Origin of the sequence: Nocardioides sp. P86 (assembly GCF_023712465.1) — a bacterium.
Classification (GTDB): Bacteria; Actinomycetota; Actinomycetes; order Propionibacteriales; family Nocardioidaceae; genus Nocardioides; species Nocardioides kribbensis.
On the sequence record NZ_JAMAYE010000001.1, the window covers coordinates 468,057 to 482,042 of the forward strand.

Here is a 13,986-nt window from a genome sequence, read left to right on the forward strand (position 1 = left end):
CGACACCGCCGGACGACCCAGGGAGGACCGATGCGCGAGGCCCTCGCCGGGCTCACCCTGCGCGGTCGTGCCTTCGTCGCCGCGGGCGTCACCGCCGTCGTCTGCGCCGTGCTGCTGGGCCAGCCCGCGCTCACCCGCGTTGGCGTGCTCGTGCTGGCCCTGCCGCTGCTCACCGCCGCCTACGTCGGCCGCAACCGCTACCGACTCGCCCTGGTGCGCACGGTGAGCCCCCAGCTGGTCACCGCCGGCCAGCCCGCCCGGGTCGGGCTCACCATGACCAACCAGGGCCGCACCCCCCACGCCGTACTCCTGGTGGAGGACCAGCTGCCCTACGTGCTCGGCACCCGCCCGCGCTTCGTGCTCGACGGCATCGGCCAGGGCTGGCGCCGCGAGGTGAGCTACCAGGTGCGCAGCGACGTCCGGGGGCGCTACGACGTCGGCCCGATGACGGTGCGGGTCAGCGACCCCTTCGGACTCGTCGAGCTCGGCCGGTCCTTCCAGACCAGCGTGCCGCTGACCGTCACCCCCCGGGTCGTGCCGCTGCCGCCGATCAAACTCGGCGGCGGCTCCTCCGGGTCGGGCGACAACCGGCCCCGCGCCTTCGCCCACGGCAGCGCCGAGGACGTCACCGTGCGCGAGTACCGCCGCGGCGACGACCTGCGGCGCGTGCACTGGCTGAGCTCGGCCCGCACCGGGGAGCTGATGGTGCGACGCGAGGAGCAGCCGTGGCAGGCCCGCGCGACGCTCTTCATCGACAACCGCGCCGGCAGCCACCGCGGCCAGGGCGTCGCCTCCTCGCTGGAGACCGCCGTCGTGGCCGCCGCCTCCATCGCCACGCACCTGGGTCGGCGCGGGTTCGCCGTACGTCTGGTCACCGCCGCGGGCGAGGACGCCGCCGCGGCCTGGCACGTGCGTGACGCCACCCTCGACACCGGGCCGATCCTGGAGTCCCTCGCCGTCCTGCAGCCGCTGCGGGCCACCCACCTCGACACCGGCTGGCTGCGCGAGCAGGGCCAGGGCGGGCTCGTCATCGCCGTGCTCGGCGACCTCACCCAGGCCGACCTGCCGGTGCTGCGCCGCATGCACCACGGCGCCGACGCCGGTCTCGCGGTCGCCCTCGACGTGGCCGCCTGGGGCACCGGCGTGCCGACCGCCCCGGGCGCCTCCGGCGCCGCGGTGCTCTCCCGGCAGGGCTGGCGCAGCGTCGGGCTCGGCCCGCGCGACCGCCTCGACGCCGCCTGGCAGGACCTCGGCCGCAGCCGCGCCACCGCCCCCCGACCGCACGGGGCGACCAGCGGGCCCGGCACCGGGATCAGGACCGGCGGCGGCACCGGCGCGACCACCCGTGGAGGACCCTCGTGAGCGCACCCACCCTCGTGCCACCGGCCGGGTCCCCGGCCCGCCCGAGCACCGGCCGCGCGCGAGCGTCGGCGCCGAAGGACCTGCGTGCCCGGGGCGCCGGGCGCCTGCTGCTCTCGGCCCTGGCCGCCACCCTCACCACCTGGGCCGCGGTGGTGTCCTGGCGGGGGCTGACCGAGACCCCGGGCGGGTTCCTGCGGCCCCTGCTGCTGCTGGCCCTGGTCGTCGCCGGCACGGGTGCCCTGGCCCGCCTCGCCCGCCTCCCTGCCCTCGTGGTGCTGCTGGCGCAGACGGTGGTCGGGGTCGCCCTGGCCTCCGAGCTGCTCATCGACACCCCGGTGCCGCTCGGTGCCGGCTGGGGCGAGCTGGTGCGCGCCGTCGAGGCCGCCGTGGCGACCTCGCGCCAGTACGCCGCCCCCGTGCCACCCGAGGCCGCGCCGCTGGACCCGCTGCTCGTCGGCGGCGGGCTGGCCTGCATGCTCCTGGTCGACCTGCTCGCCAACGGCGTGCGCCGCGTGCCGCTGGCGGGCCTGCCCCTGCTCACCGTCTACGCGGTGCCGGTGAGCATCGTCGACTCCGGGCTCTCCTGGTGGGTCTTCGCACTCACCGCGGCGGGCTTCCTGGTCATGCTCTTCCTCCAGGAGGACGAGCAGGTCGCCCGGTGGGGCCGTCCCCTCGACGAGCGCGGCCGCCCGACCGAGGCCAGCGACACCGACCTGCGCGCCTCGGCCGCCCTGGGCCCCCGCAGCTCGACCTCGCGGGTGGGGGCCGCAAGCGTCGGCGCCGCGGCGACGGCGCTGGCCGTGCTCGTGCCCCTCGGGGTGCCGACCCTCGACGTCGACGTGTTCTCCCTCGGCGAGGGGGGCGCGGGCAGCGGCGACGACGCCGTGCAGATCGTCAACCCCATGACCGACCTCCAGCGCGACCTGCGCCGTGGCAGCGACATCCCCCTGCTCGAGGTGCAGACCGACGACCCCGACCCGTCGTACCTGCGCATCGCCGTGCTCAACCGCTTCTCCAGCGAGGCGTGGAGCTCCGGGGACCGCGAGATCCCCACCGACAACCTGCCCGACGGCGCGGTGCCGGCTCTGCAGGGCGTCGCGGGCGACGTCGCGCGACGCTCCTACGACTACGACGTGAGCATCGGTGAGGACTTCCAGTCGCGGTGGCTGCCCACCTGGGCGCCGATCCGCGCCATCCGCGCCGAGGGCGACTGGCGCTACGACGAGTCGACCATGGACTTCCTGGCCAGCGCCGACGACCTCGACACCGCCGGGCTCGACTACTCGATGACCGGGGTCGAGTTGGACCTCTCCGCCGCCCAGCTCGCCTCGGCGCCCTCGGCCGCCGGCGCCGTCAGCGCGGAGATGGTCGACCTGCCCCCGCTGCCCGACCTGGTGCGCGACCTGGCCCTCGAGGTCACGGCCGAGGCACCGACCCGCTACGCCAAGGCCGTGGCCCTGCAGAACTGGTTCCGCTCGGAGTTCACCTACGACCTCGCGCGAGCCGACGAGGGCAACGGCGTGAGCGAGCTCGAGGCCTTCCTGCGCGACGACGAGGGCGGTCGGGTCGGCTACTGCGAGCAGTTCGCCTCGGCCATGGCGGTGATGGCCCGCGAGCTCGACATCCCGGCCCGGGTCGCCGTCGGCTTCCTGCGCCCCGACGAGATCGGCCCCGACCGGTACCAGTTCAGCGCCTACGACCTCCACGCCTGGCCCGAGCTCTTCATCGCCGGTGCCGGATGGGTGCGCTTCGAGCCCACGCCCGCCGACCGGGCGGCCGCCGTGCCCGACTACACGCGTGGCCAGCTCGACTCCGAGCCCGACCAGCCGTCGGCCCAGCCGAGCGAGCAGTCGCAGGCCCCGGTGCAGCCCGACCGGCCGGCGCCGAGCGCGGAGCCCGAGGTGCCGCAGGCGCAGGGCCCCGACGACACCGACACGACGGCGGCGACCTTCCCGTGGGCCCCCGTCGCCGGGGGCGTCGGCGGCCTGCTGGCGCTCGGGGCGCTGCTGCTCCTGCCGCGCCTGCTGCGGAGCCGCCGGCGTGAGCGATGGCTCGCCGCAGGTCCCGAGGGTGTCTGGCAGGAGCTGCGCGCCACCGCCCTCGACCTCGGCCACCCCTGGCCCGAGCAGCGCTCGGTGCGCACCGCCGGCGCCGCGCTCCTCGACTGGTACGCCGACCCCGCGGCCGAGCCGGTCGAGCGACCCGCGCGCGGCGCCGCGGCCGCCCCGGAGGCGGCCGCCGCGACCGATCGGCTCGTCACCGCCCTCGAGCGGCTGCGCTACGCCCCGGTCGGGTCGACCGACTCCCCCGCCGCCAGCGAGCAGGTGAGCGACGACGGGCGCGTCTGCGTCGCGGCCCTGCTGGCCGGCGTCACACCACGCCAGCGCCGCGCGGCGCGGTGGTGGCCGCGGTCGGTGCTCACCGCCGGCCGGCGACCGTCGGGCGCGCAGGCGCGACGGGCCGAGGTGCGTGCCACGCGCACCGGCGCCGCGACGGTCGACGAGGTCGGCTGACCTCTGCAGCGCCGGCCGGGTGACCTCGCCGGTCCGACCGGGTGTCGACCGACCGGCTGACCACGCGCCGCCGCGCTGGCCCGACCGCTGAGCGGGGCCGCCGGGCGGGCCGGGTGCCAGCGCTCACCACGGGCCCCGACAGGGGCGGTCGGGTGCTCCGACCCGTGGCACCACCGGCTCCCGCACCGTCGACCGGGGCCGGGCACGTCGGCCGGGGCAGGCCGGGGTGGCGGCTGGACGTCGCCGTCGACGATCCGCTCGCACCGGCCTGTCGACCGGGGCCAGCCATGTCGATCGGTGCGGGCCGGGGTGGCCTTCGACCGCCGCCGTCGACGAGTGCCGTCGACCGGAGGCGTCGGACGGAGCCCTCGACCGGGATCGTGGTCGACCGGGACCGTCGTCCGGTGATGTCGAGCACGGCCGCCGGAGGGCCGAGCGGTCAGGACCGAGCAGCGGTCACCTCAGGCGCGCACGCAGCGCACGGGTCCGCGTCGAGCCGCCATCGGTCACGCGTGAGGACAAGGCCGAGCGAGGGCTCAGAAGCCGCCGTTCTGCTCGCGGCGACGGCGCCACCGCTCCTCGGCGCGCTCCATGAACGTGCCGGTCTTGCGGGGGCGACGCGACGGCCGCCCGCCGCGGCTCTTGCCGGCGCGCGCGGAGCGACCTGCGCGGCCGCCGTCGATGACGGTGAAGCCCGACGACGGGTGCGCCGCGGCGCCCTGGGTCTCGGCGGCAGCGGCGGCCTGCTGGCCCTTGAGGGCGTTGAGACCGATGGTCGCCGAGGCGAGCATGATCACGAAACCGACGATGCCGACGGCGTAGACCTTGCTGATCACGCCGCCCATGAGGACGCAGATGCCGACGACGAACACGACGCCGGCCAGGATCGCGCGGCGCCGTGCAGCCCGGCGCAGCGAGGTGCCGCGCAGGGTGGAGGCGAACTTGGGATCCTCTTCAGAGAGGGCGCGCTCCATCTGCTCGAGCAGTCGCAGCTCCTCTTCGGAGAGTGGCACAGGGTCCTCCAGGGTCACGCGGATCGGCGGGCTCACCGTCGCGCCAATTCTAGGCAGGCGATCGACGTCACGGTAGGCGCGTCGGGAAATTACTCGCGCGGCGGGGGTCGAGGGACGTGCTCGGCGTCGGCACGACGACCTCTGTCGCGCGCCACCGGTCCTCAGAGCAGGCTGGCCGGACGCACCGCGGCACCCCCGAAGCGACGGGTGGCACGGTCGACCGCGCGGTCGGCCTCCGACCAGCCACGCTCCCTCTCCCCGAGCACGTGCTGGTGGTGCACCGCACCGCGGGGGCCGAGGCCCTCCACCCGCACCCCCACCAGGCGTACGGCGCGCCGCTGCGGACCCAGCGCGTCGAAGAGCGCCACGGCCGTCTCGTAGACCTCGCGCGTCACGTCGGTGGGCTCCGCGAGCGTCCGGGAACGGCTCACGGTGGTGAAGTCGGTCGAGCGCACCGTGATCGCCACCGTGCGTCCGACCAGGTCGCGCCCCCTCATTCGGCCCGTCACCGAGGTGGTGAGCCGCAGCAGCTCGCGCAGCACGCCGTCGCGGTCGGCGACGTCGCGCCCGAAGGTGTGCTGGGCGCCCATCGAGGAGTCGGGCTCACCACCGCCGAAGCCGGGAGCACGCCCCACGACGAGCTCGCCGCGGTCGGTGCCCCACGCCAGCGCGAGCAGGTGATCGGCCTGGCGGGCGCCCACCAGCTCGTGGAGAGCGGCGCGGGGGGTGCGGGCGACGTCGCCGACGGTGCGCAGGCCCAGTCGCTGGAGGCGGGCGCGGGTCTTGTCCCCCACGCCGTAGAGCAGGCCGACGTCGAGGGGGTGGAGCATGCGGGGGACGTCCTCGGGTGCGACCACGACCACGCCGTCCGGCTTGGCCAGCCGGCTGGCCAGCTTGGCCACCGACACCGTCGCGGCCACCCCCACCGAGCAGGTGATGCCCTGCTCGTCGTGGACGGTGGCGCGGACCAGCTCGGCGACGACCTCGGGCGGCCCGAGGCGCCGCCCGGCGCCGCCGACGTCGAGGAAGGCCTCGTCGGCCGACAGCACCTCCACCAGCGGAGTGATCCGGCGGAAGCACTCGTGGACCGCGCGGGAGACGCTGCCGATGAGCTCGAAGTCGGGGGCCAGCACGACCAGCTGGGGACAGAGCCGTCGCGCCCGCGACATCGGCATCGCCGAGCGGACGCCGTGCGCCCGGGCGGGATAGCTGGCGGCGAGCACCACGCCGCGGTGGGCGCCGCCGACGGCGACGGGCACGTCACGCAGGTCGGGCCGCTCCCGCAGCGCCACCGAGGCGTAGAACGCGTCCATGTCGACGTGCAGGATCGGCGTCACCGGTCGGGGTGTGCCCTCCGGTCGCCGATCGGCGCGTGGCGCGACGCTCCGGCCCGCGTCCGGGAACGCGGCGTCGGGGCCCGCCACCCCCCGGTCGGTCACGACCGGGACCCCCGGGGCCCACGGGTGCGAGCGCACCCGCCGGCGGGGGCCGGCCGGTCGCTAGCGGGCGAGCACGTGCAACTGCGTCGCGAGGGGGAGGTACTCCGAGCGGCGAGCGACGGCCCGCTCGAGCTCGACCAGCGCGGCACTGGCGCCGGGCTCGAGGTCGAGCAGCGACCCGGGCACGAGGTCGGCGAAGACGCGGACACCGTCCACCGAGAGCACCTCGAGGCCGGCGCCGCGCAGCAGTCCCTCGAGCTCGTCACGGGTGAAGCGTCGCCCCGAGCGGGCGCGTCCGCCGGCGACCGGTGCGCCGCTCGGTGCGTCGAGCATCGCCAGCGCCTGCCCGAAGTGTCCGGCCATGGCCCGGGCGACGACGGCGGCGTGGTGCTGGGCGACGAGCAGGCTGAGGGTGGCCTCAGGGCGCATCGCCGCGCGCAGGCTGGCCAGTGCGGCCGCCGGCTCGTCGACCACCTCGAGCACCCCGTGGCACAGCACGACGTCGGCGCTCGCGGGGCCCACCACCTCGGCCAGGGTCGACAGGTCGCCCTGCTGGCCCGACACCTCGACGCCCCTCTCCCGCGCGCGACGCGCCAGCGAGGCGAGGGCATCGGGGCTGGGGTCGACGACGGACACCCGGTGGCCGAGCTCGGCGACCCGCACGGCCAGGCCGCCCGTGCCGCCGCCGATGTCCAGCACGTCGAGCGGTCGGCCCGCCCCTCCCGCGCCGAGCGCTTCCTGCAGGGCCGCCCAGACGACGGCCGTGCGTGCCGCCGCCCGCCGCTCGCTGGGCCGCTCCTGGGACCGCTCGTCGGGCCGGGCGGGAGGGCGCTCGCTTGCTGCCATGGCGCCCACCCTAGGGGACCGACGAGCGCACGGGCCCGTGCCCGCGTCGCCGGGCCGCCCCCGGCGAGGGACGCGGCGACGGGGGCGGCGGTGGGGGCGGGCCGGGGTCGATCACCTGGCACGGGGGCGGACTCCCTGGGGCTCGATCCGGTGGCGGGTGCATCGGCCGCCGGGGAGGTGGTGGATCGAACGTCTGTTCGACCCACCAGTCACTCTACGACGCGTCGCGCGTCGCCGCCACCCGTCGCGCACCGCCACCGTTGCGCCCCGTGGCCGCCCGTCACCGCCACCGACCGCGGCCGCCGGCGTGGGTCACCAGATGGCGTCGGCCCACTCCGGGTGGTCGATGAAGGGGTTGCGGTTGAACTGGAAGCGCTCGTAGATGACGTCGTTGCGGCGCATCTCGAACGCCGACGGCGGGTCCTCGGCGTTCCATCGCAGCAGCGTCGAGAGCTTGCCGTGGAGCGGGGCGGTGCCGTTGGCGACCCTGTCGTTGACCTCGAGGTCGGGGAAGCCGTCGCCGCCCTCGTAGCGCACGGACATGAAGAAGATCATCCGCGCCACGTCGCCCTTGTCGGCGTCGCGCGGCTCCCAGGAGTCGCCGTCGGCGTAGTTGCCCGGCGCCTCGGCGTTCTGCGAGCCACCCTCGTCGAAGTCGAGGTTGCCGCGAGCGGAGTTGACGGTCACGTCGGCCGGACGCAGGTGGTGCAGGTCGGTGCCGGGGCCCGTGGCCGTGCCGAAGTCACCGTGGCTCTTGGCCCAGACGTGCTCGCGGTTCCACTGCTCGACGCCGCCGCCGTTGTCGGTCTCGGGGCGGCTCTCGCCGGTGTAGAGCTCGATCACCCGGCTCGCGTCGGCGGGATCCTGGTCGGTCTCGCGCAGGGCGGCCCAGACCTCGTCGTAGGTGAGCCGCGCGACACCGCGCGAGACGATCGTGTGCAGCGACGTCTCCAGCGCCGAGCCCGTCTTGCCGACGGCACCGGCGTAGTAGGTGCTGTCGTAGTCGTCGGTGCCCCCGCTCGGTGGCGGGGTGGTGCCCCCGCCGCCGTCGGCGAGGGCGAAGGCGGTGGCGTTGCGCACGCCGGGGGCCGAGAAGTAGGCGCCGAGCGTGCCGGTCACGTCGATGCGGCGCCCCATCAGCGCGGGGTTGGACCGCAACCCCCAGGACGCACGGAAGGCGCTCGGCACCTGCACGTAGACCATCCGCGACGTGGCGGTCTCCCCCGGCGCGTCGGCCAGGGCGAGGGCGTAGTCGTCGGGGAACCCCGAGGTCACCACGGTGCTCGTGGCGGTGGGCTGACCCACGACGTAGCCGCGCACCGTGGCCGTGGAGCCGTCCTGCACGGTGCGCGCGGCGGCGACGCTCACCGGCGTGGCCGCGCTGGCCGCTCCCGGCAGGACCGACCCGACCATCGAGCCGGCCGTCGAGCCGGCCGTCGATCCCTCGGGCGCGCCGAGGAGAGCGGCGGGCGCGAGGGCGGGGGCCACCGTGAGGGTGGCCGGGACGAGGAGCAGGGACACCAGCTGCGCCGTGCGGCGCGGCCCGAGAAGCCGCATGCGCGGGACTCCGATCACTGGGACACCCGTGCGGGCGTCTGGGCGGGCGGGGCCACAGCGGCCCCCGGTCGAGCCTGGGCGATCCTTACCGCCCGGCGCGACCGGGGAACCCCTCGTCATGGACTCAGGCCAGACCATCCAGCCACCCGGACCGACGAGGTCCCGCCCCGAGCCGTGTCGCCGCTCTCGCCGCGCGGCCGGTCGGCCGGCCGAGGGGGGGCGGAGGGCTCAGCCGGCGCGGCTGATGCGCTCGGCCGAGGGCGCGTGCGGGACCAGGCCCAGGGCCTGCTCCACCACGCCCAAGAACCGGTCGGCGTCGCGGACGAGGTCGTCGGCCTCGCGCTCGCTGACCGCGCGCCGCGACCCCGCCTCCGCGGCGGCGCGCTTCGAGGCCCCCGCTGCGAAGAAGGTCGCCCACTCCGCCAGCTCCGGCGCCACCTCGGCCAGCAGCACCCAGGCGTTCTTCTGCGGTCGACGCCGCGCCGGCGCCGGCTGGGCCCGCGCCGAGAGCAACGCGGCCGCCGAGCGGAGCGCGGCGACGTGGGCCAGCGCGTAGCGCGCCGGCACCTCGGTAGCCACGACGGCCTCCTGGAGCGACTCCGCGGCCCGCAGGAGGTAGGAGTGGGTGGTCGCCGGGAGGGCGTAGGGGTTGGGCGGGGCCACCGACGCCCGCGGCGCGCTCACGCCTCCACCTCGGCCCCGTGCGGTCCGTGCTGCTGGATGTCGTCTGTCATGGTCCACCTCACCTGGTCGTCGACCCCACGTGCGACCCCCTGACCTGCTCCCGACGAGGCCCTGCTCCGGCGGAGCCACCCGGGATCGAACGCCGACGGGGACGGGGGTCGAGGTCGCCCCCGTCGGCAGCGTTCGAACATGCATTCGAACACGGCTGAACCATACCGCCCGCCACGGACAGTGCGTCAAGGGTCGTCCGAGCGGCCCCGGGGCCGCCTGGTCGCGGAGGGGCTGCGGCCCGCCCTGGCGGGAGTCACCGGCCGGCTGGTGACACCCGCACCTGTCGGCCCACGCGCAGGCCGACAGGTGCGGGTCCGGGCCGACAACTGGGGCCCATGGGGCCCACGAGGCCTGCGGGGCCGAGCCGGTCTGTGCCGAGGCCGGGCCGAGGCGGGGCGGGGCGGGGCCGAGCGGGGCTGGGCGGGCCGGGCTGGGCTGGGCGGAGTGGGCCTGGCCGCGGCGGGTCTGGCGAGGCGGGGTGGGGCCGGGCGGCTCAGAGGGCCGCCGGGGCCTCCTCGACGCCGCGCATGTAGGTGTTGGTGTCGCGGTGCCACAGGGCCACGAGCAGACCGATGTCGAGGGCCAGGGCGAGGTAGGAGATGGCCACGAAGACGGCGGGCGGGTCGATCCGGATGCCACCGATGGTGGCCACCGCGATCATCACGACCAGCACGGTCAGGCTGACCCGCGCCCAGTTGTGGGAGTCGCGCAGGAAGACCACGAGCACGGCGATGAGCATGGCGAGCACGACGAAGAGCACGGCGGCCACGGGGAAGAACTGCGGGATCACGATCGGCTCGTCGGACTTGAGGTAGTCCAGGCCCCGGGTCTCCAGGATCTCCCGCGCCGAGCGGTGCCCCTCGGCCCAGTTCAGGATCAGCGTGTCGCGCAGGAGGGCGGTGAGCGCGACGGTGACGGCACCCACGGCCACCAGCAGCCCGAGCAGCGCCATCGCCACCGTCAACGACCTGGGCTGCTGCCGCATCATGCTGTGTTCCCCCGTCTCGAGCCGTCCTGTCCGGGCCATGGTCCCAGACGAGGTGGAGGACGGCCCGCACCACCACGCGGGGCGGGCGCCGCGGGGGCGACGCGCACCACACCGCTCCCTGCGCGCGGCGCGCCGCCGGCACGACCCGCCCCGGCCGGGCGACCGCACCACGGCTGTCGGCGTCACCGCCTAGGGTCGCACCATGAGCGAGGAGCACCCCGGCATCGCCCGCTTCCGGGCGGCCCACCGCGAGCGGGGCGGCACGGGCGAGATCGTCGTGCTGCCCGACGCCGTCCACACCGCGGCCCTGGCCGCCGAGGCGCTGGGCTGCGAGGTGGGCGCCATCGCCAACAGCCTGCTCTTCGACGCCGACGGCTCCCCCGTGCTCGTGCTCACCTCGGGGGCGCACCGCGTCGACACCGCCCACGTCGCCACCATCGTGGGCGTCGCCGCCCTGCGCCGGGCCACCCCGGAGTTCGTGCGGGCCCACACCGGCCAGGTGATCGGCGGGGTCTCCCCGGTCGGGCACCCCGCGCCGGTGCCGACGTACGTCGACTCCTGGCTGCGCCGCCATCCGGTGGTGTGGGCGGCCGCCGGCCATCCCGCGGCGGTCTTCAGCACCACCCACGACGAGCTGCTGCGCCTCACCGGCGGCACCCCGGTCGAGGTCGAGCCGGCGCCGTGACCTCTCCCGACCCGTCCCCGGGGTCGTCGAGCACCGCCCCGACCGCCCCGGGATCCACGACCTCCGACGCCACCGACACCGACGCCGACGCGACCACCGTGCCCCGTGTGACCGAGCTCTGGGTCGCGCCGGAGCGGCACGCGCCGATGGAGCCCCGCCGGCGCGTCGAGGTCGAGGCGGGCGCAGGCGTGGTCGGCGACCGCTGGCACGGCACCCGTCACCGCCACGTCACCCTCCAGTCCGCCGACGCCCTGCTCGAGGCCGCCGAGGCCCTGGGCGCCCCGGTGCCGGCCTCGGCGACGCGGCGCACCGTCACCGTGAGCCACGGCGTGGTGCCGACCGACCCGGGTGCGCGCCTCCGGGTGGGCGGGGTCGAGCTGGAGGTGGTGCGGGTGGCGGCCCCGTGCGCCCTGATGGAGCGCAGCATGGGCCCGGGCGGTGCCGCGGCGCTGCGTCGCCGGGGCGGGTCGGTGCTGCGGGCGCTGTCCTCGGGTCCCATCGCGGTCGGCGACCCGGTGGAGGGTCTCCTCACGGCACCGACGCCCTCCCGCGGCGCGGGTCCTGCGCGCCGGCCCGACCCCTCGACGCCCTAGGCTCCGGGCATGTCGCGGGTGGTGGTGGTCGGTGGGGGCTTCGGCGGAATGGCCGCCGCCGTCCGGCTGGCCAAGCTGGGCCACGAGGTGCGGCTCCTCGAGCGCTCGACCGCCCTCGGCGGCGCCCTCGCAGCCCGCGAGCAGGACGGCTTCACCTGGGACGCCGGGCCCTCCTCCACCCTCGTGCCGGCGGTGCTGCGGGACCTCTTCCGCAAGTCGGGCCGTCCGCTGGAGCGCGAGCTCGACCTGGAGCCGCTCGACCTCGTGCGCGAGCACCGCTTCGAGGACCGCACCGTGCTGCGGCTCCCCGCCACCCGCGCGCCCCAGGTCGCGGCCTTCGACGCGCTCTCCCCCGGGCTGGGTCGGCAGTGGGCCGACTGGACGGCGTCGTTCACCGACGACTGGGAGGTGCTGCGCCGCGGCTACCTCGAGGTGCCCTGGCAGCGCGAGGCCCTGCCCCGCGAGGTCGCCGCACGGCTCGACTCCCGCGAGACCCTGCACAAGCGCCTGCGCCGCACCTTCCGCGACGAGCGGCTGCGCCTGGTCGCGGGCCACCCCTTCACGGCCGACGGGCACGACCTGCGCAACGTGCCGGCCTGGGCCGGGCTGGTGTCCTACCTCGAGCAGCGCTTCGGCGCCTGGACCGTGCCCGGCGGCCTGCACCAGGTCACGACGGCGCTGACCGCGCGGCTGGCCACCCGTCGGGTCGAGGTCGACCTGGGCTGCGAGGTGCGCGACGTGGTGGTGCGCGGGGGCCGCGCCGTCGCGGTCCGCACCGACCAGGGCGAGGTCGACGCCGACGTCGTCGTGCTCGCCGTCGACCCACGGCGCATGCCCGCCCTCGCCCGGCTGGTGGAGCGCACCATGCCGGCCATCCCCCCGACCGTGTGCCACGTCGGCCTGCGGGCCGCGGCGGACCTGCCCGACCTCCCGCACGAGGTCGTGCTCCACGGCGACCCCGTGATCGTGGTCAGGCCAGGAGGCACGGCCCCGGACGCTGGCGCCGCCTGGACGATCCACGGTCGCGGCCGGCTCGCCGAGGACGTGCTCGTCGCACTGGCGCGGGCAGGCGTCGACGTCCGGCCCCACGTCGTCACGCGGATCGACCTCACACCCCGCGAGCTGGTGCAGGAGTGGGGCGGCTCGCCGCTCGGCGTGCTCTGGCAGGGCCGCTCGACCGTACGCCGCCGTCTGGGCCCCGACACCCCCGTCGCCGGGCTCGTCACCGCCGGCGCCCACGCCACCCCGGGCGCGGGGCTGCCCTTCGTGGGACTCTCGGCGGCGCTGGTGGCCCAGGTGGTCGGGCCCGCCGACGGGGTCAGGGTCAGACGCTGACGTCGAGCTTCTCGAAGATCTCCAGCGTGGCCCGCGAGCGGTTCAGCGTGTAGAAGTGCAGCCCCGGCGCGCCGCCCTCGAGCAGCTCCTCGCACAGCTCGGCCGCGGCGGCGATGCCCTCGGCGCGCATCGAGACCGCGTCACCGTCGTGGGCGGCGATGCGGGCCACGACCTCCTCGGGCACCTCGGTGCCGATGAGCTCGCCCTGGCGACGGATGGCCTTGAGGTTCAGGATCGGCATGATGCCGGGCAGGATCGGCAGGTCGACGCCGCGGTCGCGCACCCGTTGCACCAGTGCGAAGTAGTCGGCGGCACGGAAGAACATCTGCGTGACCGCGAACTCCGCGCCCGCCCGGGCCTTCGCGACGAGCACGTCGGCGTCGTGGTCGAGCGACTCCGCCGAGGGGTGGCCCTCGGGAAAGGCCGCCACGCCGACACGGAAGTCGCCGCGCGCGCGGGCCAGCTCCACCAGCTCCGTGGCGTAGGTCAGGCCGCCCTCGGTCGGGGTCCACGGCGCCCGCGGCCCGTCGCTGGGGTCGCCGCGCAGGGCCATGACGTGGTGCACGCCGGCCGCGGCGTACTCGTCGAGGATCGACTCGAGCTCGCCGCGGGTGTGCCCGACGCAGGTGAGGTGGGCCATGGGCAGCAGGGAGGTCTCGCGCGCGATGCGGCCGGTGATGCGCACCGTGGAGTCGCGGGTGCCGCCGCCGGCGCCGTAGGTCACCGAGACGAAGGTGGGCCGGTAGGCCTCGAGGGTGGCCACCGCCTGCCACAGCTGCTCCTCGCCGGCGGCGTCCTTGGGCGGGAAGAACTCGAAGGAGAACGACCGCTCGCCCCGCTGGATGAGGTCTGCGAGGGAGCGTCCACGGCCGTCGGTCATGCCCCCCAGTCTAGGTTCGCCCCGTCTGCGGACCCGGCGC

The 13,986-nt window shown here is 76.3% G+C and carries 12 protein-coding genes; 5 read left to right on the plus strand and 7 right to left on the minus strand.

What is annotated here, in order from left to right:
- Positions 1 to 30 precede the first annotated feature (30 nt).
- Positions 31 to 1,362: a DUF58 domain-containing protein gene (locus M3673_RS02165; RefSeq protein WP_251531176.1), complete on the plus strand. Its 1,332-nt coding sequence runs from the start codon at positions 31 to 33 to the stop codon at positions 1,360 to 1,362.
- Positions 1,359 to 3,875: a DUF3488 and transglutaminase-like domain-containing protein gene (locus tag M3673_RS02170; RefSeq protein ID WP_251531178.1), complete on the plus strand. Its 2,517-nt coding sequence runs from the start codon at positions 1,359 to 1,361 to the stop codon at positions 3,873 to 3,875. Before M3673_RS02165 ends, M3673_RS02170 begins: the two co-directional genes overlap by 4 nt.
- 536 nt (positions 3,876 to 4,411) lie before the next feature.
- Here the strand turns inward: M3673_RS02170 and M3673_RS02175 are convergent.
- From M3673_RS02175 to M3673_RS02200, 6 genes are all read right to left on the minus strand, one after another.
- Positions 4,412 to 4,924, minus strand: a complete 513-nt coding sequence (locus M3673_RS02175; RefSeq protein ID WP_251531180.1) for a DUF3040 domain-containing protein — start codon at positions 4,922 to 4,924, stop codon at positions 4,412 to 4,414.
- Positions 4,925 to 5,049: 125 nt separating this feature from the next.
- Positions 5,050 to 6,225: a DNA polymerase IV gene (dinB, locus tag M3673_RS02180; RefSeq protein WP_251531188.1), complete on the minus strand. Its 1,176-nt coding sequence runs from the start codon at positions 6,223 to 6,225 to the stop codon at positions 5,050 to 5,052.
- A gap of 162 nt (positions 6,226 to 6,387) precedes the next feature.
- Complete coding sequence (locus M3673_RS02185; protein ID WP_251531189.1) at positions 6,388 to 7,173, minus strand: methyltransferase; 786 nt, start codon at positions 7,171 to 7,173, stop codon at positions 6,388 to 6,390.
- Between the two features lie 312 nt (positions 7,174 to 7,485).
- Positions 7,486 to 8,730, minus strand: coding sequence for an endonuclease (locus tag M3673_RS02190; RefSeq protein ID WP_251531191.1), 1,245 nt, complete (start codon positions 8,728 to 8,730; stop codon positions 7,486 to 7,488).
- Between the two features lie 228 nt (positions 8,731 to 8,958).
- A complete protein-coding gene (locus M3673_RS02195; protein WP_056862494.1) occupies positions 8,959 to 9,414 on the minus strand; it encodes an SAV_6107 family HEPN domain-containing protein in 456 nt (151 codons plus the stop codon).
- A gap of 544 nt (positions 9,415 to 9,958) precedes the next feature.
- Positions 9,959 to 10,453, minus strand: a complete 495-nt coding sequence (locus M3673_RS02200; protein ID WP_251531194.1) for a hypothetical protein — start codon at positions 10,451 to 10,453, stop codon at positions 9,959 to 9,961.
- A 202-nt stretch (positions 10,454 to 10,655) separates the two neighbouring features.
- Between M3673_RS02200 and M3673_RS02205 the strand changes: the two genes are divergently transcribed.
- The 3 genes from M3673_RS02205 to M3673_RS02215 are packed head-to-tail and all read left to right on the plus strand — an operon-like array spanning position 10,656 to position 13,066.
- A complete protein-coding gene (locus tag M3673_RS02205; protein WP_251531196.1) occupies positions 10,656 to 11,138 on the plus strand; it encodes a YbaK/EbsC family protein in 483 nt (160 codons plus the stop codon).
- Positions 11,135 to 11,731 (plus strand): MOSC domain-containing protein, encoded by a 597-nt coding sequence (locus tag M3673_RS02210; protein WP_251531198.1) that lies wholly within the window; start codon positions 11,135 to 11,137, stop codon positions 11,729 to 11,731. The genes M3673_RS02205 and M3673_RS02210 overlap by 4 nt, the downstream gene beginning before the upstream one ends.
- Positions 11,732 to 11,740: 9 nt before the next feature.
- A complete protein-coding gene (locus M3673_RS02215; RefSeq protein WP_251531200.1) occupies positions 11,741 to 13,066 on the plus strand; it encodes an NAD(P)/FAD-dependent oxidoreductase in 1,326 nt (441 codons plus the stop codon).
- Here the strand turns inward: M3673_RS02215 and metF are convergent.
- The gene (gene metF, locus M3673_RS02220; protein ID WP_056862490.1) at positions 13,056 to 13,946 is read right to left on the minus strand and encodes a methylenetetrahydrofolate reductase [NAD(P)H]; all 891 of its coding nucleotides are present in this window, start codon (positions 13,944 to 13,946) and stop codon (positions 13,056 to 13,058) included. The genes M3673_RS02215 and metF overlap by 11 nt on opposite strands.
- Positions 13,947 to 13,986 lie beyond the last annotated feature (40 nt).